General features: G+C 58.1%; 18 protein-coding genes. 11 read left to right on the forward strand and 7 right to left on the reverse strand.

The features are described 5' to 3' along the window. Positions 1-63: 63 nt before the first annotated feature. Complete coding sequence (locus tag LAP85_14360) at positions 64-375, forward strand: hypothetical protein (GenBank protein ID MBZ5497582.1); 312 nt, start codon at positions 64-66, stop codon at positions 373-375. Positions 376-436: 61 nt separating this feature from the next. On the opposite strand, the gene LAP85_14365 is transcribed toward LAP85_14360, so the two are convergent. After that, the gene (locus LAP85_14365; GenBank protein MBZ5497583.1) at positions 437-955 is read right to left on the reverse strand and encodes a cytochrome c; all 519 of its coding nucleotides are present in this window, start codon (positions 953-955) and stop codon (positions 437-439) included. A 213-nt stretch (positions 956-1168) separates the two neighbouring features. On the opposite strand from LAP85_14365, the gene LAP85_14370 reads away from it, so the two are divergent. The 3 genes from LAP85_14370 (at position 1169) to LAP85_14380 (ending at position 3842) form a co-directional block, all read left to right on the forward strand. Beyond that, positions 1169-1681, forward strand: a complete 513-nt coding sequence (locus tag LAP85_14370) for a polymer-forming cytoskeletal protein (protein ID MBZ5497584.1) — start codon at positions 1169-1171, stop codon at positions 1679-1681. Positions 1682-1753: 72 nt separating this feature from the next. Then, positions 1754-2371 carry a class I SAM-dependent methyltransferase gene (locus LAP85_14375; GenBank protein ID MBZ5497585.1) on the forward strand — a complete coding sequence of 206 codons (618 nt, stop codon included), beginning with the start codon at positions 1754-1756 and terminating at the stop codon, positions 2369-2371. Between the two features lie 187 nt (positions 2372-2558). Further along, a complete protein-coding gene (locus LAP85_14380) occupies positions 2559-3842 on the forward strand; it encodes a cation:dicarboxylase symporter family transporter (GenBank protein ID MBZ5497586.1) in 1284 nt (427 codons plus the stop codon). A 10-nt stretch (positions 3843-3852) separates the two neighbouring features. Here LAP85_14380 and LAP85_14385 read toward each other — a convergent pair whose 3' ends face one another. The 5 genes from LAP85_14385 to polA all read right to left on the reverse strand — a co-directional run bounded on the left by LAP85_14385 (position 3853) and on the right by polA (position 10980). Continuing rightward, a complete protein-coding gene (locus LAP85_14385; protein ID MBZ5497587.1) occupies positions 3853-5241 on the reverse strand; it encodes a M48 family metalloprotease in 1389 nt (462 codons plus the stop codon). A gap of 197 nt (positions 5242-5438) precedes the next feature. Beyond that, positions 5439-6839: a PDZ domain-containing protein gene (locus tag LAP85_14390; GenBank protein MBZ5497588.1), complete on the reverse strand. Its 1401-nt coding sequence runs from the start codon at positions 6837-6839 to the stop codon at positions 5439-5441. A gap of 8 nt (positions 6840-6847) precedes the next feature. Next, positions 6848-7528, reverse strand: coding sequence for a zf-HC2 domain-containing protein (locus LAP85_14395; protein ID MBZ5497589.1), 681 nt, complete (start codon positions 7526-7528; stop codon positions 6848-6850). 10 nt (positions 7529-7538) lie between these two features. Beyond that, positions 7539-8183, reverse strand: coding sequence for a sigma-70 family RNA polymerase sigma factor (locus LAP85_14400; GenBank protein ID MBZ5497590.1), 645 nt, complete (start codon positions 8181-8183; stop codon positions 7539-7541). A gap of 172 nt (positions 8184-8355) precedes the next feature. Beyond that, a complete protein-coding gene (gene polA, locus LAP85_14405; GenBank protein MBZ5497591.1) occupies positions 8356-10980 on the reverse strand; it encodes a DNA polymerase I in 2625 nt (874 codons plus the stop codon). 165 nt (positions 10981-11145) lie between these two features. Between polA and LAP85_14410 the strand changes: the two genes are divergently transcribed. From LAP85_14410 to LAP85_14425, 4 genes are all read left to right on the forward strand, one after another. Further along, complete coding sequence (locus LAP85_14410) at positions 11146-11697, forward strand: NUDIX hydrolase (protein MBZ5497592.1); 552 nt, start codon at positions 11146-11148, stop codon at positions 11695-11697. 285 nt (positions 11698-11982) lie between these two features. Beyond that, entirely contained in the window at positions 11983-13371 is a 1389-nt protein-coding gene (locus tag LAP85_14415) for a hypothetical protein (GenBank protein MBZ5497593.1), read from the forward strand. A 194-nt stretch (positions 13372-13565) separates the two neighbouring features. Then, positions 13566-13994 carry a hypothetical protein gene (locus LAP85_14420; GenBank protein MBZ5497594.1) on the forward strand — a complete coding sequence of 143 codons (429 nt, stop codon included), beginning with the start codon at positions 13566-13568 and terminating at the stop codon, positions 13992-13994. Continuing rightward, on the forward strand, positions 13995-14855 hold the full coding sequence (locus LAP85_14425) for an RluA family pseudouridine synthase (protein MBZ5497595.1): 861 nt from the start codon (positions 13995-13997) through the stop codon (positions 14853-14855). A 61-nt stretch (positions 14856-14916) separates the two neighbouring features. Here LAP85_14425 and ttcA read toward each other — a convergent pair whose 3' ends face one another. Next, positions 14917-15705, reverse strand: coding sequence for a tRNA 2-thiocytidine(32) synthetase TtcA (ttcA, locus tag LAP85_14430; GenBank protein ID MBZ5497596.1), 789 nt, complete (start codon positions 15703-15705; stop codon positions 14917-14919). 99 nt (positions 15706-15804) lie between these two features. Here ttcA and LAP85_14435 point away from each other — a divergent pair, with 99 nt between their 5' ends. The 3 genes from LAP85_14435 (at position 15805) to LAP85_14445 (ending at position 18303) form a co-directional block, all read left to right on the forward strand. Then, a complete protein-coding gene (locus tag LAP85_14435; GenBank protein MBZ5497597.1) occupies positions 15805-16548 on the forward strand; it encodes an MBL fold metallo-hydrolase in 744 nt (247 codons plus the stop codon). Positions 16549-16940: 392 nt separating this feature from the next. After that, positions 16941-17627 carry a hypothetical protein gene (locus LAP85_14440; protein ID MBZ5497598.1) on the forward strand — a complete coding sequence of 229 codons (687 nt, stop codon included), beginning with the start codon at positions 16941-16943 and terminating at the stop codon, positions 17625-17627. A gap of 4 nt (positions 17628-17631) precedes the next feature. Continuing rightward, a complete protein-coding gene (locus tag LAP85_14445; GenBank protein MBZ5497599.1) occupies positions 17632-18303 on the forward strand; it encodes a hypothetical protein in 672 nt (223 codons plus the stop codon). The last annotated feature ends 11 nt before the right edge of the window (positions 18304-18314 follow it).

Consider the following 18314-nt stretch of genomic DNA (forward strand, 5'->3'; position numbering starts at 1 on the left):
ATGCTGGCAACCTCTCCCGGTGCACCGGTCTTAGGTACGGAGGCTGGACAGTAGGTCGGACCGATGCTTGAGCGACACACCACTGGGCAGAACCAGCCGGAGCCGGCATGGCATTCCTTGGCTGCGGCGGATCTGTGTGCCCACTTGCAGGCAATTGGCAATTCAGGACTTGATGAGGCCGAAGTGGACAGCGGGCGTAAGAGGATGTCGGTGATATTCGAGCGCGACGGCAGGCTGGCCTGTGCCGTCAAGGGGGCCCCCACAGCGGTGCTGCCTCGCTGCGACCGGAAGCTGACCAAAGGCAGATCGGCTTGGCAAACGATGACAAGCTGCTCAGCGGACAGGATCTGGGCGCACTCTCCGAAGCGGCTCTAGCGGGATAAGATCGAGGGCCCCTTCAGCCGGAATCTGATTGATTTGCTGTATTTTAAAGAGCTTACTGTGGTCCGGCACCGATCCCTTTGACGAGCGTCTGGTAATCCTGGGGGGAGAGTGCGGGCAGTCGCTGCAGAAAGGCAATCAGCGCCCAAAGCTGTGCTTCGTCGTATGCCGGGGCAAACGCCGGCATGCCGGTCATTCTGACTCCGTTCTTGACGATCCAAAAGAGTTCTGCCGGCGTCCAGTCCGACACGGCCCCAGCAAGACTGGGTGGCGCTGGATTCAGGCCTTTGGCGAAAGTCGCGCGCGCCACGCCTGGAGCGCCATGGCAAGTGGCACAGGACGTCTGGTAGTAACCCGCGCCCCTGCGCACCATATCCGCGTCAGTGAGAGGCGGAGCCGAAATTCCTGCCGCATGCCGGCGAACTGAGTTGTCCATGGTAGTGCTCATGACCCAACGTATTGGCCTGCTGTGCGGTTCAATGGCGCTCACATTGTAGATCCCCAGGTAGATGAAAAAAAGAAACGCAATGACGAGCACAATCGCGAGGATCACAATCGATGCAATGATTTTCATCAATTCTCCTCTCCTGCGCTCCTGCACCAGAAATGTTAGCACAGTGAGCAGCGAGCAGCGGCCAGCGTGATGTCGGCCAGGGTGCAGAGATGGAAACGCCGCCGGCTCCGGAAGCGGACTTTCAGCTGCGTCTGTCTGGGGGGTAAGCTTGACTTATTCCGGTCCTTAGCCTAAAAATGAGTCACCCTCGCTCACATTGGCAAGGAGCACAAAATGATATGGAAAAAGTCCGATTCTGAAGAGGCCGCAGCCCCGGCCCAGTTTCAGCCGTCGCCGGCACCCCTGACACGCACCCAGCCGCAACCTGCAAGAGAGCGCGCCCTGATCGGCGCATCGATCGAAATCAAGGGCAACGTCACCGGCGGAGAGGATTTGTTCATAGAAGGGCGGGTCGACGGAAAAATCGAATTGCAGCAGCACAGCGTCACTGTCGGCAAGAGCGGGCGCGTAAATGCGGACATCATCGGCCGCACTATTGTGGTTATGGGTGAGGTTGACGGCAACCTCTGCGGGGAGGAACAGATCATTTTGCACCAGTCATGCAGGGTGCACGGCAACTTGTTTGCCCCGCGCGTGACCCTGGAGGACGGCTGTAATTTCAAGGGCAGCATCGACATGGCGCCCAAGGCTGCCGCCGAAACAACCCCTCCGCAGCCTGCGGCACTGGAAATAAGCCCGGCGATACCGCCGTTTCAGCGACACGATAGAACCACGGAAGAGATCTAATCCGCAGGAGGCCTGAAGAGGCCGCTGCACCTAGCCGTCGGCAGCGCGGCGTTTAGCCGGTTTGACATCACAATGACTCGGATTGTCTCCCAGAATTCACATCTCGAACAGACAGAGTACAAGACGCTCGGGCTCGACGCTCTGGTGAGCCGTCTGCAAGGCGACCGCAAGTATTTCATCCTCGATCTGGGACAGGCACTCGGCGTCAATGTGGAATTCTGGTCCAGATTCCAGTGCCGGCTTTACATCGAGGATTTCTACCGCAGTTACAGCGCCAGGGTCGCTTCGGGTCCGGATGATCCTAAAGAGACAATTCTGGCAGAGCTCTTGCCGTTCAGCGAGGAGGCGCGCTTCGACATCATCCTGGCTTGGGATCTGTTCAACTACCTGAATCTGGAAGAGATTGAGGCGCTCGTCGGGCGCCTCGACAGATGGTGCCGGCCGGGAACCCTGCTCTTTACCCTGCTCTCGTACCTGCCTCAGATCCCCGCCGAACCTTTCGTCTTCAGGATCCTGGACACCCAACGGATGATTTACGAAACGAGCACGCGAGAAACCCGGCCCTGCCCGCGCTACCAGCCCAGAGACCTGGTCAGGTTTCTCGCGCGGTTTGATGTGTCCAGCTGCTTCCTCCTGCGCCATGGAGTCCAGGAATTCATTTTTGCGTACAGGGATGACCCGAAGCGGTAAGTTCGGAGTCCACGCTGCCTACCCGGCACGGAGAGCAATAACCACGCTCGATCGTCATGCCTTCGAACGCGGTATCGGGGTATTCCGTTGAAACTGCGTTGAAAAACAACTAACTTAGGGCGCTCGACTGAAACGACCATCGGTCATGTGCGCAGACGGTACTAATCTTCCCCTATAGGATAGAAGCATGAAAAGGCGGCGTTTTCCCTCTTTGACCGTGCAGATTCTGATTGGTCTGGTGATCGGCATCTTCATCGGCTGGCTTGAGCCGGGCTGGGGCAAGTCCATCAAGCCCATGGCCGATATTTTCCTGCGCATGATCAAAATGATTATCGCACCCCTGATTTTTTCGACATTGGTCATCGGCATCGCCGGCACAGGTGATTTTAGGAAAGTCGGACGCATCGGGCTCAAAGCCATAATCTACTTTGAGATCGCCACGACCGTTGCTCTCTTGATCGGACTGGTAACGGTAAACGTGTTCAAGCCCGGGCAATACATCTCCCAGAGCGTCACCCGAAGCTCAGCCCCGCCCCAGTCGGCCAGCACGCTGATACAGGCTCATGAGTCCGGCAGCGACTTCCTGATTAATGTCTTCCCTACCAGCGTAGTCGACGCGATGGCGAAGGGTAACATCTTGCAGTTGGTCATCTTTTCCATCTTTTTCGGCCTCGCGCTGGCCGCAATTGGTGAAAAGGGGCAGCCGCTCATTTCTGTTCTGAACACGGTGGCCGAGACGATGTTCCGCTTCACCGATTTTGTGATGAGATTCGCGCCACTGGGGGTGATGGCAGCGATTGCGTGGACCGTCGGAGACAAGGGACTGGGAGTGCTGAGAGGATACGCGAGCCTGGTCCTTTGCTTCTATGGGGCCTTGATCTTCTTTGTGTTCGTAGTGCTGTTTCTGGTTTGCAGCATGATCCGGGTGCCTTTCATGCGCCTGTTCAAGGCCATTCGTGAGCCGTTTACCATCGCCTTTACGACCGCCTCGAGCGAAGCTGCACTTCCTACCGCCATGGAGATGATGGAACGCTTCGGCTGCCCGCGAGACATCGTGGGATTTGTTCTCCCCACGGGTTACAGCTTCAACCTCGATGGCGCCACTCTTTACCTGTCGCTGGCTTCGATTTTCATCGCGCAGGTCTTCGGCATTCCCCTTGATATAAAGACGCAGCTCGCCATGATGCTCACGCTGATGCTTACGTCCAAAGGGGTCGCGGGCGTGCCGCGCGCGTCCCTCGTGATTCTCGCCGGGACGGTTGCCAGCTTCAATCTGCCGTTGGAAGGAGTCGCCCTCCTGCTCGGCATCGATCAGATCCTCGATATGGGGCGCACGGCCACCAACGTGACCGGAAACTGCGTCGCAACCGCCGTAGTAGCGCGCTGGGAGGGAGTGCTCGACGACAAAAAGATGCTGGCCTTCGAAGGCGGTAAAGCCGCTCCGGCCACCGCGAGCATGCAAACGGACTAGCAGTCACCCGTCATTTTGCTATGAACCGGGCCGAGTTGACCATGTTTTCCAGGGCGCGCCGATAATCGCCGTATTCCTGCTCGGGAGCGACTCCGACAAAATAAACGAGACCTTCAGGGCGCAGCACCGTCACGAGCCAGTTGGTCTCGGTCCCCCCGACCGGCGAGTCGTTCCGCAACGTGGTTGCCAGGGCGCGTTCGCCGCCGACCCGCAGCTGCGCGCTGGATTTCGTCACGCGCATGTTTGGATTCTCGCGCTGCAAACCGGCAATCAGCTGGTTCGTCGCCTCCTGCAGGTCAAATCGTCCGGAACGCCCGGCCTGTGGCGGAAAAACGGAGATCATCATTCCATACGCCAACGAGTCTCCCTGGCTCCCCGCGATAATGCCGTTGTCCGGCGCGATCATCACCGACTGATCGCTGTCGCGCGCGCTCCAATTGTCGGGATGACGCAGCCGCAGAATATCATTCTCGTAATCACGAAGCTGATTCGACGGTTTGGGCGGGCGCTGGGCGCGCGGCTGCACATCGCTTTGCGGTTTCGTTGCAGGAGCCTCTTTGGGCCGGGGCAGCGACCTGACATACTTCCGGATCGCCTGGAACTCAGCCGAATCGGCGATCGCGCCCTGCGGCGGGCCACCGAGCCGGTCGATCTCCACAGAGATGTCGCTGATCCGATTTTCAGTGTTCGGGTGGCTGCTGAGCCACTGCGGCATCCTGCTCCCTCCCTGGGCCTGGAGCTTTTCGAAAAACTGCAACATGGCGCGCGGATCATAGCGGGTGTCGTACAGTACCTGTGTCCCCAGGAGATCCGCCTGACGTTCGGCGTCGCGCGAATACTTCAACAGCACCGAATCGGTGGCAAAGCCGGCACCGATCTGGGCCAGCACTGCTCCGACCGAACGGCCTCCCAGCCCCCCCAGAATTGCCAGAGGCACTTGCGCGAGATAAGCCTTGCTTGCCTGATTGGTGCCATGGCGTAAGGCCGCATGACCGATCTCGTGCGCCATGACGCCGGCCAGCTGGGCTTCGTCGTCTGCGGCTTCCATGGTGCCGCGATTCACAAAGAGGAAGCCTCCGGGAAGAGCGAAGGCATTGATGCTCATGTCGTTGACGGCTTTGAATTGGTAGGGATACTTCTCTCCAGGAGCCTTGGCAGCCAGGCGGAGGCCGAGGCGATTCAGGTAATCATCGACCCTGCGGTCATTAAGCATCGGGAGCTGCCGCTCAGCATCCGCAGTCACCTGGCGCCCCATTTCGACGTCCTGCGCCGGAGTGAACAGATTCCAGCCCGGCTTCAGCTGCGTGCGCTGTGCAAATGCAGCAGGGACCAGCACCAATACCAACGATGCCAGCACCAAACGGGCGCTAAAAACCCGACCTTGATTCGGATTTTTCATTGATCTCCCTCCCGCTTTAGTTTATGGCCAATATAAAGAACCGGGCGAAAGAACAGAGTGGACATGCCACGTACCAAGATAGTCAGGCGGTTGGAATAAAGCAAAAATAAAAGCAGCCGCGAATGACAGGAATAAAGCGGAACAAGAAGGTCGTGCGCTTCGTGCTTTTCGAGGCTGCTCTTGCTTTTGCCTGCCCGTCAGTCACGCTTGCGGGACGGGAGCTGGATTGTCTTGCTCAGTTCCTTCCCTTTGCGCAGAATGCGCAGGATCAGCTGGCTGCCCCAGCCCCGCGTCTTGATGTGTTCGTAGAAGGTCTGTGGATCACCCACACGCAGCCCATCAACGCCCAGGATGATGTCTCCGGCGAGCACACCGGCGAGGTCAAAGGCCGCCTGCCTGGTGACGCTTGAAACCAGAAGACCGCTCTGCACCGGCAGTTGAAAATAGCCGGCCAGCTGCGGCGTCAGCGGTACGGTGTCAATTCCGAATCCGGAGGGAAGCTGCACCTCACGAGCGATAATCCGGGCGCCGGGCATGGACATCAGATCCTGCAGATCAATCACCATTCTGTCGCCGGGATCCTGCTGTTTGCGCGCGCCGATCACAGCTGCTACTGTCACCGGCTTCCCTTGCCGCAGGACTTCGATGAGCGCCTTCGAGTTTACCGGCGTGTCCTGTATCATCTGAATGAGCCTGCGCTGGTCCTGAATCGTCGCTCCGTTCCACTTCACGATGACGTCCCCGGGCATCATGCCGGCCTTAGCGGCCGGGCTCTCAGGTTCGACGATTGCGATCGTTACCCCGGCTCCCGAGTCCGGATAGGATTCCGGAGAGACACCCAGCCAACCGGATTGAATGTCTCCACGCGTTGCTATGATTCTATCGGCCGATCCCAGCATCTGGAAAATAGTCAGGATCGTGACGGCGGGAGGAAGATCTTGCGTATCCTGGTGGGCAACCACTCCGACGACCTTGTGATTATCGACGAGCGGGGAACCCACCAGGCTCAGAGGCCGGCTGAGCTTGACGGTCCAGCCCCCTCCGCCGGACGCGTTCCCTTTCGTGCTTGCCGCGATGAGTTGGGCGCTCTCAAACTGGGACATCACGGGACCTTCGAGAACCGGAACGATCACAGTAGTCTCTTTGTTGATCTCGCAGGTCTCGCAGATCGGTGTTTTTGTCAGGCCGCACTGGTGGCAGAGAACGACCGCGATTTTCATGCTCTGGTCGATGCCGACCAGTTTCGCGGGGAAATTCTTACCACGGGGATCGGTCACGTCGATGCGCGGATTGCGCGCGCGCAGGCTCCCCCCGCTGTACCCGAGGAACGTCAGCACGTGTCCCTTGTCATCCGCCACAATGCCGGGAAATGCCTCGACGATTCTTAGCCCTTTCGGGATGATCCTGCCTCCAAAGTCCGAAGCAGATTCGGGGGAACCAGCCACCTCGGTTGTGATATTGACGCGGACGAGAGTTTCTTCGGCGCTCTTCGGTTTGCTGTCCTGCGCCAGTGCTGCCGAGCAGGTCAAGGCAAGGGAAATTGCCAGCAGCGCCAGGCTGCAATAGTTGGTCGGGAATTTCACTGTGGAAGCGGACATGGTCAGCTTTAGTAACTTATGCTTCGGATGAAATATTCTCCCGAGGGTTGTTCATTCCGCATGCGTATGGTCTTCGGCAGCCGGAGTACGAGCTTTTGGTCGCCCGCGATCGGGACAAAGACGTCGACATACTCGGAATCGGCTGGCTCTGCGAGAGGCTTAGCCCAATTACCCCGGCCGGCGTCAAACGGAGGGATCTTTCCAAGCGAAGAGCTCAGGTCGGCATCAGAAATCAGCCTGTTTTCGGATGAGGGCTGGCCGGCATCTTTTTCAAGAGGCGCGGTATTCAAAGTGCCCATGGCAACCTGTGGCGCTGTCAGCCGCTCCAATTTGCCTCCGAAGTAAACGTAGGAAGCGGCAACGACGATCATGACGGTGATCAAAGCCGTGGCGCTTGCCACTCTCCAGGACCACCCTTCCAGCCCATAAATCCACAGGCTCCGGAGTGTCCAGAATCGCCGCTGTGAGCTTGCGCCCCGGATCCGGGCCTGCAGCGATGCTTCGAAATCTGCGGGAGCTCCGACCCGGCGGAGGCTCTGGGCCATCTGCCTGAGCTTGAGAGCATCCGTGACGACCTTTTCGCAGGCGAAGCATTGCTTCGCGTGCCGCTCCATCCCGAAGCGCGCCGGGAAATCCAGCCCGCCCCCCAGGTAATCTTCCAATTTCCTATGAAATGTGCGGCAATCCATAGTTCCTATTCTACACGTAATGCTCCAGCTTGCGCTGAAGGAGTTCCCTGGCCCGGTGTAAGCGTGATTTAATGGTGCCGGTCGAGCACTTCAGAACTTTGCCGATGGTCTCGTACGGCAACTCCTGGACCTCTTTCATAATAAACACGACGCGGTATTTCTCAGGCAGGGATCGGATCGCATCGCCGAGAATCTGGCTGCTCTCCTTCCGCAGTACTTCATCCCGGGGCCCGCGCCGGACATCAGAGATCTGCATCTCGGGCCGCTCGTTGTCGCTGGTTCGGCTGCTGTCCCAAATGTTGTTATAGAACACCTGGCCGCGCCGTTTGCGGTAGCGCAGTTCGTCAATGGCCAGGTTGGTAGCGATTCGGTAAAGCCAGGTTGAGAACTGGTATATATTGCTGTAACGGCTTATGTTCCTGTAAACGCGGAAAAAAGTTTCCTGCGCCAGATCCGCAGCAACATCATAACTGCCGATCATCACGTTCAGGTAGTTGGTCAGAGCGTCTTTGTACTTTGTGACCAGCAGTGTGAAGGCGGCGTCGTTGCCTGCGATGAAATCACGTACCAGGCTGTTGTCGGTGCCGGGAACGATCTGCTGCAGGCCAAGCTCCAACTCATCCATTTCCAGGATTTCCTCTTGCGCCTCAGCCATTTCCACACTCTTTCCCAGCTTCCACGATCGCATATACTTACACGATTCCCCGGGTTTCCGGTTCCCGATTATTTCAAGGGCTCCAGGTCCTCCAAAGCCGATTCTCAACCGCCAGGCATGCTATGTGCGGAGGAATGCAAGAAAACTCGATTTTGAGGGCCTGACTCCGATTTTACTTCATCTCCATCCAGCTGTCACCCAAACCCATGTCCACGCGCAGAGGGACCTTCAGGGAAACCGCGTTCTCCATTTCCTGTCTTACAATCTCCTGGACTTTCTCGACTTCCCGTTCGGGGCTCTCGAGGACGAGTTCGTCATGAACCTGGAGCAAGATTCTAGACGAAAGCTCCTTCTCATGCAACACCTTCCAGATCCGGATCATCGCGATTTTTATAATGTCGGCCGCCGTTCCTTGAATCGGGGTGTTGACGGCCGTCCGTTCGGCAAACTGGCGGACTGCATAATCTTTGCTGTGGATGTCCGGGATGGGTCGAATCCGCCCGAAAAGAGTGCGGACCAATCCCGTCCGACGCGCTTCCTCGATGGTGCGATCCAGCCAGTTGCGGACCCCCTTGTAACGGGTGAAGTAGGCGTCGATGAATGCCTGAGCATCCTCGCGCGAAATCCCAAGCCTTTGAGCCAGGCCGAAGGCTGAAAGCCCGTAAACGATACCAAAATTGATGACTTTGGCCCGACGGCGGCACTCCGCCCGGTTGGCTCTTTCTGCTTCGCTGAACACCTCCCGGGCGGTGCGCTCATGGATATCTTCATTGTGCCGGAAGGCATCGACAAGCACCTCGTCTTCCGACAGATCTGCCAGGACGCGCAATTCCACCTGTGAATAATCGGCGGAAACGAGCCGGTACCCCTTCTCAGGGATAAACGCGCCGCGGATGCGGCGCCCCAGTTCTGTCCGGATCGGTATGTTTTGCAGGTTGGGATCGGAGCTGGAAAGACGGCCGGTGGCCGTGCCGGTCTGGTTGAAGGAGGTGTGGACCCTGCCGGTTTCGTCGTTGATCAAGGCCGGTAGAGTATCGACATAAGTCGATTTCAGTTTTGAAAACTGTCGATATTCGAGGATGAGCCGCGGGAGCTCGTACGACTCGGCGAGTTCTTCCAGCACCGCCTGATCGGTGCTGTAACCCTTCGTCTTGCGGGTTTTCTTCATCATGGGCAGGTTAAGCTTCTCGAAGAGGATTTCGCCAAGCTGCTTCGGGGAATTGATGTTGAACTCGACGCCGGCAGCCTCGTAGATGCGGCGGGTGAGGCCCGTGAGCTGTTCCTCCATTTCCGTGGACAGCGATCGTAGCACATTCGGGTCCACCTTCACGCCGGTGCGCTCCATCTCGGCCAGCACCGGGATCAGCGGCAGTTCGATTTCCTGGTACAGACGGCGCACCCCCAGGCTCTCCATTTGCGGAGTGAGCAGCTCATACAGGAGGCGCAATGCCTCCAGCTCCAGACTCAGCGCTTGGGCAATTTCGTCTCGTGCCGCCTCGGTAAGGAGGAACCCCTCGAGATTCACTCCTGGAAGCGAGATGTGAAGTTTCTCGAGAGCCCAGTGTTTGAGGGTGTAATCTCCCACATGCGGGGCAGTCAGGAACGCCATGACCATCGCGTCCTCGACATTCGTCCCCATATTCAGGCCGCGGCGCTCCTGCGCGAGCCGGCAGAGCTTGGCATCCCAGCAAACCAGGGTCAGCGCAGGGTTGCGCAGTGCCTGCTCCCATGTGCGTGCGATTGCCTCATTTTTCAAGTCGAGAAGGAAAACGGCCCCCGGGCCGGTGCTCACACACACCGCATCGGCCGCCTTGCGTGCCAGTGCTTCTTCCGTCAGCTTCAAGACCAGGTATATGTGTGGTTGATGCTCCAAGTCCTTGACGAACTTCCCGGCGTCTTCCGGCGAAAGCCATTTCGCTTTCGGCGTCTCTCGCCGTTGCTCATCGAGAAACTCCATCATCAGCGATTTAAATTCGAGCTCGGCAAACAGCTGAAATGCGGCTTTGCGATCCGGCGGGCTGAGCACAAGTGCGTCGAGATCCAATTCCAGCGGGAGATCCTGGTGGATGGTGGCGAGTTCACGACTGATGCGGATGAGCTCCGCGTTGTCGCGCAGGCTCTCCTGGTAGGTCTTCCTCTTGACCTTCTCCCAGTTCTTGAGTGTATTCTCGAGCGTCCCGAAGGTCTGGATTAGTTCCTTCGCGCCTTTTTCCCCGATTCCCGGTGCGCCGGGGATGTTGTCGGAAGCGTCCCCCCAGAGCCCGAGCAGATCGGGCACCTGCTCCGGCTTGACGCCCAGCTTTTCGACCACCTTGTGCGCATCCAGGATCTGGTTGTCCTTCATCGGGTCCATGATGCGGATGTGGTCATTCACCAGCTGCATCATGTCCTTGTCGCTGGTTACCACGATCGGGTTGAGGCCCGCGGCGACTGCCTTACGCGCCAAGGTTCCCAGAACGTCGTCGGCCTCATAGCCGGGATAGGAAATGACCGGTACGCGAAAAACCTCGCACACTTTCGTGATATAGGGGATCTGAAGCGACAGATCCTCAGGCATCGGCTTGCGCGTAGCCTTGTAAGCCTCAAACTTTTCGTGGCGCACCGTCGGACCTTCCAGATCGAACGCGACCCCAATATAGTCTGGCTTCTCCTCCTCGACGAGCTTGCGCAACATGGTGGTAAAACCATAGATCGCGTTGGTAGGAAATCCTTTGGAGTTACTCAACCTCGGTATGGCATAGTAAGCACGGTAGATGTGCGACATGCCATCGACCAGGACCAGGCGCTTTCCGCTCACGCTGACTTCCTCATGGATAGGAGTTCGATGCGCACAACGCAGCATTGTAGCACGAAGCCCGGGAAACAAAGTTTCGACGCCACGATCCCGGAGGCCGCGAAGAAAGGCAGATATATTCTCCGCAGCCTCCGTGCCCGCCGCGTTGAAATTTTGAGGAGCAGACAAATGGCTGGCGAAAAAAATCCGGAGACCGCACTAATACGGCACGAAGTCCTCTACCAAGGGAAAGTGGTAGATTTGGAGGTCGACACCATCCGTCTGCCTTCGGGACGCAGTGCAATTCGCGAGGTGGTCAAGCACCCGGGAGGCGTAGTCGCCGTTCCCCTGCTCGACGATGGCAAGCTTCTCTTGATCCGTCAGTTCCGCTATCCGCTGCAGAAGTACATCTTCGAGTTTCCGGCAGGCAAACTCGACAGCGGCCAGACCCCCTTGGACACAATGAAACGGGAGCTCGAGGAAGAAACCGGCTACCAGGCCGCGGATATGCGCTACGAATTCTCCTTCCACACCTCGCCCGGATTCTGCAACGAGATCATCCACCTCTTCCTGGCGTCGGGCCTGACTCGAGTCGCGCAACGGCTCGAAGAGGGGGAACACATCAGCGTCGAGAGTTACACGCAGGATGAGTGCCTGCAGATGATCCAACGTGGAGAAATCGCCGACGCCAAGACTATCCTGGGAATACTCTGGTACCGCCGGCAGACCTTAGACCGGTAACAGGGATCCCGAGGGTTTTTTCAGCGGGAATGCACAGCAAATAAGGAATTCTCAGCCTGTAGATCCGTTGCATCGCCGTCGAAATTCGATCATGCAGTACATGTGAAAGGGATCTCCAGACTATTCCTAAGGTCCCCAAAGCCCAGGACGCCGAGAACAAGGTTATCGGCGTCCTGGGGTCCTGATTTCTCGGCGGTATTAATAGTGAAGATATTGCCGATTCCAGCCGATTTAGAGAGGGACGCGTTTCCTATGAAGAACCTCTGATCTACTGGAGTCCGTATCGTGAATTGCCCAAAGTGCGGATTCGTCCAGGAAGAGCGGACGGACTGCCGAAAGTGCGGCGTGGTGTTTGCCAAGTTTTTGGCTCTCCGCGCCCTGGAGTCTGCCGCTCCGCTCGAAACTCAGGAACCGCAACACCCCCAAAACGCGTTCTCCGAAGAGCACCACGATCATGAGGAGCCCGCACTCGTTGAGGTCCGGCAGGATCTGCAAGTCGTGCAGCAACGATTCAAAGAGCTGGAGTTCGAAAAAGCTGAACGCCGCCGAATTCAGGGCGAGATCCGCGCCTTGAATGAGTCGGTCCAGGAAAGCGTGGCCCGGATCATGGCTCGACAGGAAGACCTGGAACAGCGCCTCTCCAGGCTTGCCGACCTCCCACCCGCACCCAGCGCGCAGGAATTCGCCGAGCTCAAGATGGAAGTGCACGCAATCGACGTTGAGTCGGTGCGCCGGCACCTCGAAACCGTCGAAAACCGGCTTCAGTCCTGTATGCAAACGCCGGCCGTGGACCCGGAAGCGCGCCTACTCGAGCTCCGTCCCGAGCTTGAGCAACGGCTGCTCGAAATCGAGAGTCGCATCGATCTACTGGCTCAGGCAAAAGGGGCGGCTGCGGGGAATGACGCACAGTTGGACACGGCCCTCAAAGGAATTGAGGAGCTGAAAGCCGCTCTGCAAAACGTTACCGTCCGATATACCGAAATCGGAGAGCTCAAGAAAAATCACCTCGTGCTGCGCGACATGCTGGAATCGCTGCAACAGGCCACGGAGCGCTTCAGGAAAGAGTCCACCAACGGAAACTCCGGTAAGGTCGTGGAACTCGAGAAGGAGGTATTCGCTCTGAAGGCTGAGGTTCGCAAAGCATACGAACGCATGGAGTTGCTGGAAACGAAGGGGCCACAGCCGAGGCCCGCGTTTGAAGCCGCCCCTTTGACAGAGGTAATTTCGCTGCGCGAAGAAGTCGCCGCCTCCGGCCGGCTCGGTTCGGAACAACGGCAGCAGATGCAGGCCGAATTGAGCACACTTGCGGCCAAAGTGAACGAAAGCCTCCAGACCCAGTCAGAAATCCCCGACAAGCTGGAATCGTTCTCCTCCCAGATCCGGCGCCTGGACCAGGAATATCAACGATTGACCCATACCCTCGAGCAGGTATCGGGCGCTACCAACGGAGGACCGCAAAACATCGCGGACCTCGACCGGAATCTCGCCGCCTTGCGTGAGGAATTCCGAAAGGCACAGTCACAACTGCAGGCCTTGCACGAAAAGCTCGATAGGCCCACAGACCGGCTTCCCGCGGGAGCAAATCCTCAGACCCCGGGAGAAATGGGCGCCATCCGCGAAAACCTCGATGAAATCCGCCACTTCATGGCCTCCCTGTCCCAGAAGCTGCAGTGACGGGAGTGGATCGAGGTCATCACTGCACTTCTTTCGTCAATCGCTCTGCAGCGGGACTCCCATAAACGAAGCGCAGCTTTTGATCTTCAGCCGTCATGCAGCCTCAGCCTGAAATACCCTAAATCCCTAGGGTTTCGGTCCCCGGTGTGGTATTATTTGAGGTTGATTCCTGGCTGAAACTCTGAGGGCATGTCATGAAAAAAATCGCCGCCGGTTCGGATGTTGAGGCTTACTGCACCAAGTGCAAGCTGGTGCTGGCCCACACAGTGGTAACCATGCAGGGCGCAAAGCCGCGCCGGGTCAAGTGCAATACCTGCGCGGGCGAGCACAACTATCGGGCAGAAAAGCCCCAAGCCAAGATCGAGACCGCCGTCAAAAAGAGCGGGAAAACCCAGAAGACCAAATCACCAACCAAGCGGACTCGGCAGACTTGGACCGAAATCATGCAGGAGGCCTCAGGAAAGCCTCACAAGGCCTATAGCATGGCGGGAAGTTTTGGCGAGGGCGACTGGATCGAGCATCACACCTTCGGATTGGGATGCGTCCAGTCTTTCACACCGCCGAATAAGATCACCGTGCGTTTTGCGGATTCCACCAAAATGCTCGTATGCAATCGGAGCTAGGTGAAACTCGTACTTCCGACTGAGCGTTCGCTTCTCGAGGCGGTTCGGGTCCTGGTTCCCGGTGCGTCCAATCGAACCCTGCGTCAATTGCTGCAGCACGGACGTGTCCGGCTCAATGGCGAAACCAGCAAGATCGCCGCCCGGCGCGTCGCCCCTGGAGACAGGATCGAGATCGTGGCGCAGGGGAGTTCCCCTCCCCCTGTGCACGGGCTCAAGATCGTCTACGAGGACAAGGACATCCTCCTTGTAGAAAAGCCGCCGGGATTGTTGACGGTGGCAACACCGCACGAGCAGGAAAAAACCGCTTACGCCTATCTGCGCCAATACGTCAAGGAGCGCGACGCGAGGCAGAAGCTATTCATCGTGCATCGCCTCGACAAGTTCGCCAGCGGAGTGCTGGTGTTCGCGAAATCGGAGCCGGTCCAGACCAAACTGCAATCCCTGTTCAGCAGCCACAACATCCAGCGCAAGTATTGGGCCGTCGTCGAAGGACACGTGAGCCAGAACCACGGCACCATCCGAAGCCATCTTGCCGAAAACCGGGCGAGGCGCATGCATTCGACCGAGGACGAGTCCGCGGGCAAGGAGGCGGTGACTCACTATCGCGTTCTGCGGCGCTTCCCACGACTGACCACCCTTGAAGTGACGCTGGAGACGGGCAGGAAAAACCAGATTCGCGTCCATCTGGCCGAGATGGGGCATCCCATCGTCGGGGACCGCGCATACGGCAGCACGTCGAATCCGATGGGACGGCTGGGACTGCATGCATTCCTTCTCGGATTCAGGCACCCTGCCCTCGGCATCCCGATCCGGCACGAGACCAAGGCCCCCCCTGAGTTCGCACGCTACCTCCCCAAATGAGACCACCAAATACACTAATAGCGCGAAAGGAGTCTTCCTGCGTCTTGTGGTCCGGGACAGGTCATGCCCGCGGGCGGGCTGGCCGGCACCGTGACCGGAAATCGAACAGGCCGCGGTCCATGAGATGGGAAGGAATGACCTTCCCAAGAGCGGACAGCATGGAGTCGCGGATCCCGGGGATTTCGTTCTCCAGTTCCGCAATCAACCTCTGAACGCGTTTACGTTTCAGATTTTCCTGCGAACCACACAGATTGCAGGCAATGACGGGGTATTTCTGCAGGGCCGCGAATTCCGCGATGTCCTTCTCCTGGCAGTAAGCCAGCGGGCGGATCACCGTGTTGCGCCCATCCTCGCTCCTGAGGATAGGAGGCATCGCCTTGAGCGAGCCGTTGAAAAACAGGTTGAGCAGAAGTGTTTGAATAATGTCGTCGGCATGATGGCCCAGAGCAATCTTTGTGCACTCCTCCGCCACCGCGATATTGTAAAGAACTCCACGCCGCAACCGCGCGCAGAGGGAGCAGGTCGTCTTTCCCCGCGGGATCCTGTCGGAAACAATCGAGTAGGTGTCCCGCTGTACAATCCGGAACGGAATCCCTTCGGCCGCAAGGTACTCCTCCAGGACCTGCACCGGAAAGCCCGGCTGCATCTGATCCAGGCTGACCGCCAGCAGGTCAAACCGCACCGGCGCCCGTCCCTGCAGATCACGCAGCAGGCCAAGAAGAGTAAAGCTGTCCTTACCACCGCTCAGGCAGACCATCACCCGGTCGCCGGCGGCAATCATCTTATAATCCGCGATCGCCTGCCCGGCGCATCGCAGCAGCCGTTTCCTGAGCCTTCCCCCTTGGTTCATCGCGACGGAATTGTAGCAGATGCGCTTGCGGAAAACAGCGGAGCAGCGGCCATTGATTTCGCGGAACGGGTGCCGTAGTTTGAATGTTATACTCTGCGCATGGGCCAATTGTCCGTGTCATTCCTGGGGTCGGGGGATGCCTTCAACGCCCAGGGTCGACACCATGCGGCTTATTTTGTTCGTGGAGCCGACGCTGCACTTCTGCTTGATTGCGGGGCAACCGCGCTGGCATCTTTGAAGCGCGACGGCATTTCTGCAGGTGACATCGACAGCATTCTGCTTAGCCATCTGCACGGCGACCATTTTGCCGGCCTCCCCTTCCTTTTTCTCGAATACTCCTGGCTCGAGGCACGCCGGCGACCGCTTCGCATCGTCGGCCCACCCGGGACAGAGGATCGCGTCATGTCTCTCTTTCGCGCCATCTACCCCGGCCCGGCCGCCCAGTCTCTTCCTTTCCCGCTCGAGTTCACGGAGGCTTTGCCCGATCACCCGCTCCGGATCGGCACGGCGGTAATGGAACCTTTCCAGGTCCCGCATCAGGAACACGAAATCTCGTTGGGTTTCGCGCTCTGGCTCGACGGCCGTCACCTGGTCTATTCCGGCGACACCGGCTGGACAGAACAACTCGTGGCGCACTCTCAGGGAGCGGACCTCCTGATCTGCGAATGCTCCTTCTTCGAAACCCGCGTCTGGTTTCACCTGGACTACCCCAGGCTCGCCGAAAACCGCGACCGCTTCGGAGCCCGCAGGATCATCCTGACCCACCTCGGCCGCGAGGTGCTCGCGCGACGGGAAGAAATTGAAATGCCGCTGGCGGAGGACCGGCTCGTCATCCAGATCTAGCGACTGTTTCCAAGATGCTGCCAAGAAGCAAAAGCCTGACGCCAAGAGTAGCAGATGTTCTTATCCAGAAATATCAGAGCTCGTGCACACAGCTGGGAAAGGAGGTGTCGACAATTAACGTAGATTTTTTAAGCAGTTTATGATGAATATTTATACACAGTAACAAAGGCCAAGGTTTCAATCACTTACAGTAAATCATCCGCAATATCGCCAAGATTCGTTGATTTTATCAACACTCTATCTTTCTGAATATTTCCGGGATCTCATCAGGTCATAACCATAAGCGATTGTATTTAAATACTTTCACGTTTTATCTCGCCATCTGATGCTTTGTGGCACGGATCTTTCTTATAGGGAGGGTGGCAGTTCATGGAGGAGAACGGAGAAGCATCATGGTAGCCATCCTGGCACTCTTGGCACTCGGGATCATGCTTCTGATCGAAATCTGGCGACAACGGCGCCGGGAGCGACGGGAGCCTGGCCTCGCATTGGAGCCGGCGAAGGTAGGGTTGCCTGAGGGGAGCATCGAGCGTTACCTGCATCCCGGACATGGCTGGGTGCTGGTCCACAAGCCCCGTCTGGCGAGCGTGGGAGTGGATGATTTTGCGGCGCGCTTCGTCGGCAGGCTCGAGGCGGTCGAGGTGAGGAAGCCCGGCACCCTGGTACTGCAGGGAGAGCCGCTGGTAACGCTGAGGCGCGGAAGAAGATCGCTCACCCTGATGTCGCCGCTTTCCGGAATTCTCATGGATGTCAACACCCGACTGTCGTCGCAGCCGTCACTCGTGAACGATTCTCCTTACGACCAAGGCTGGATTGCCAGGGTGTCTCCTGCCAGGCTCGATATAGATTTGATGAACCTGTTGAAAGGCCCGGCGGTTCAGAGATGGAGGGAGAGCATCCAGGAGCGGTTGTCGAGCTGGTTCGCCCCAAGGCTCGGGATCGTGTTGCAGGACGGCGGCCAATGGTCTGAAAACATGGGCGAGCTGCTCAATGACGAAGACTGGGAAGAGCTGGTGAAGATGTTGTTTCCTCTTCACCCTTCATCCAAATCATCCAATCCCAAACCGGTGACGGAGTGAAATCATGACACCATTATTTGTAGTCGGAACCATCATCGCATTTCTAATCGTCGACTGGATCGTTCAAGCGCGCAAGGCGACGAAGCAGGCCTTGGCGGCCGCGCCCGTCCGGTCTCTCCAGTCGCAAACTTTCTCGCTGCGCACGCCGGAGGGGATCTTCTTCGCCAAATCCCATACCTGGCTCAGCCTTTTCCCTTCGGGCAAGGTGCGATTGGGGATCGACGACTTCGTGGCCAACCTCCTGGAGAGGGCTGAGGTCACGCTGGTAAAGAACCAGGGAGATCACGTGCAGAAAGGGGAGCCGCTGCTGGTGCTTGCAGAAAACGGGCAGGCGCTGACCGTGCGCGCCCCGATCAGCGGAGATGTCGTCGCGGTGAATGAAAAACTGGAAGAGACGCCCGGCCTAAAGCATGCGGATCTGTTCGGCGAGGGGTGGGCCTACACGATGCAGCCGAGCCGGCCTGAGGAGCTCCGCGGACTTCTGCTCGGCAACGAGAGCCGGTCCTGGATGTCCGAGGAATTGCGCCGCTTGCGTGATTTCTTCGCAGGCGCGATCGCGAACGGCGTGCCGGCGCCGGCCTTGCAGGACGGGGGTGCGCCGGCTCCTGGTGCGTTGTTGCACCTGGGTCCCGATGTCTGGAAGCGGTTTGAGCAGCAGTTCCTGCAGGCTGAGTGAATCCACAACAG

The sequence above is a fragment of the Terriglobia bacterium genome, from assembly GCA_020072565.1.
Taxonomy (GTDB): Bacteria; Acidobacteriota; UBA6911; order UBA6911; family UBA6911; genus JAFNAG01.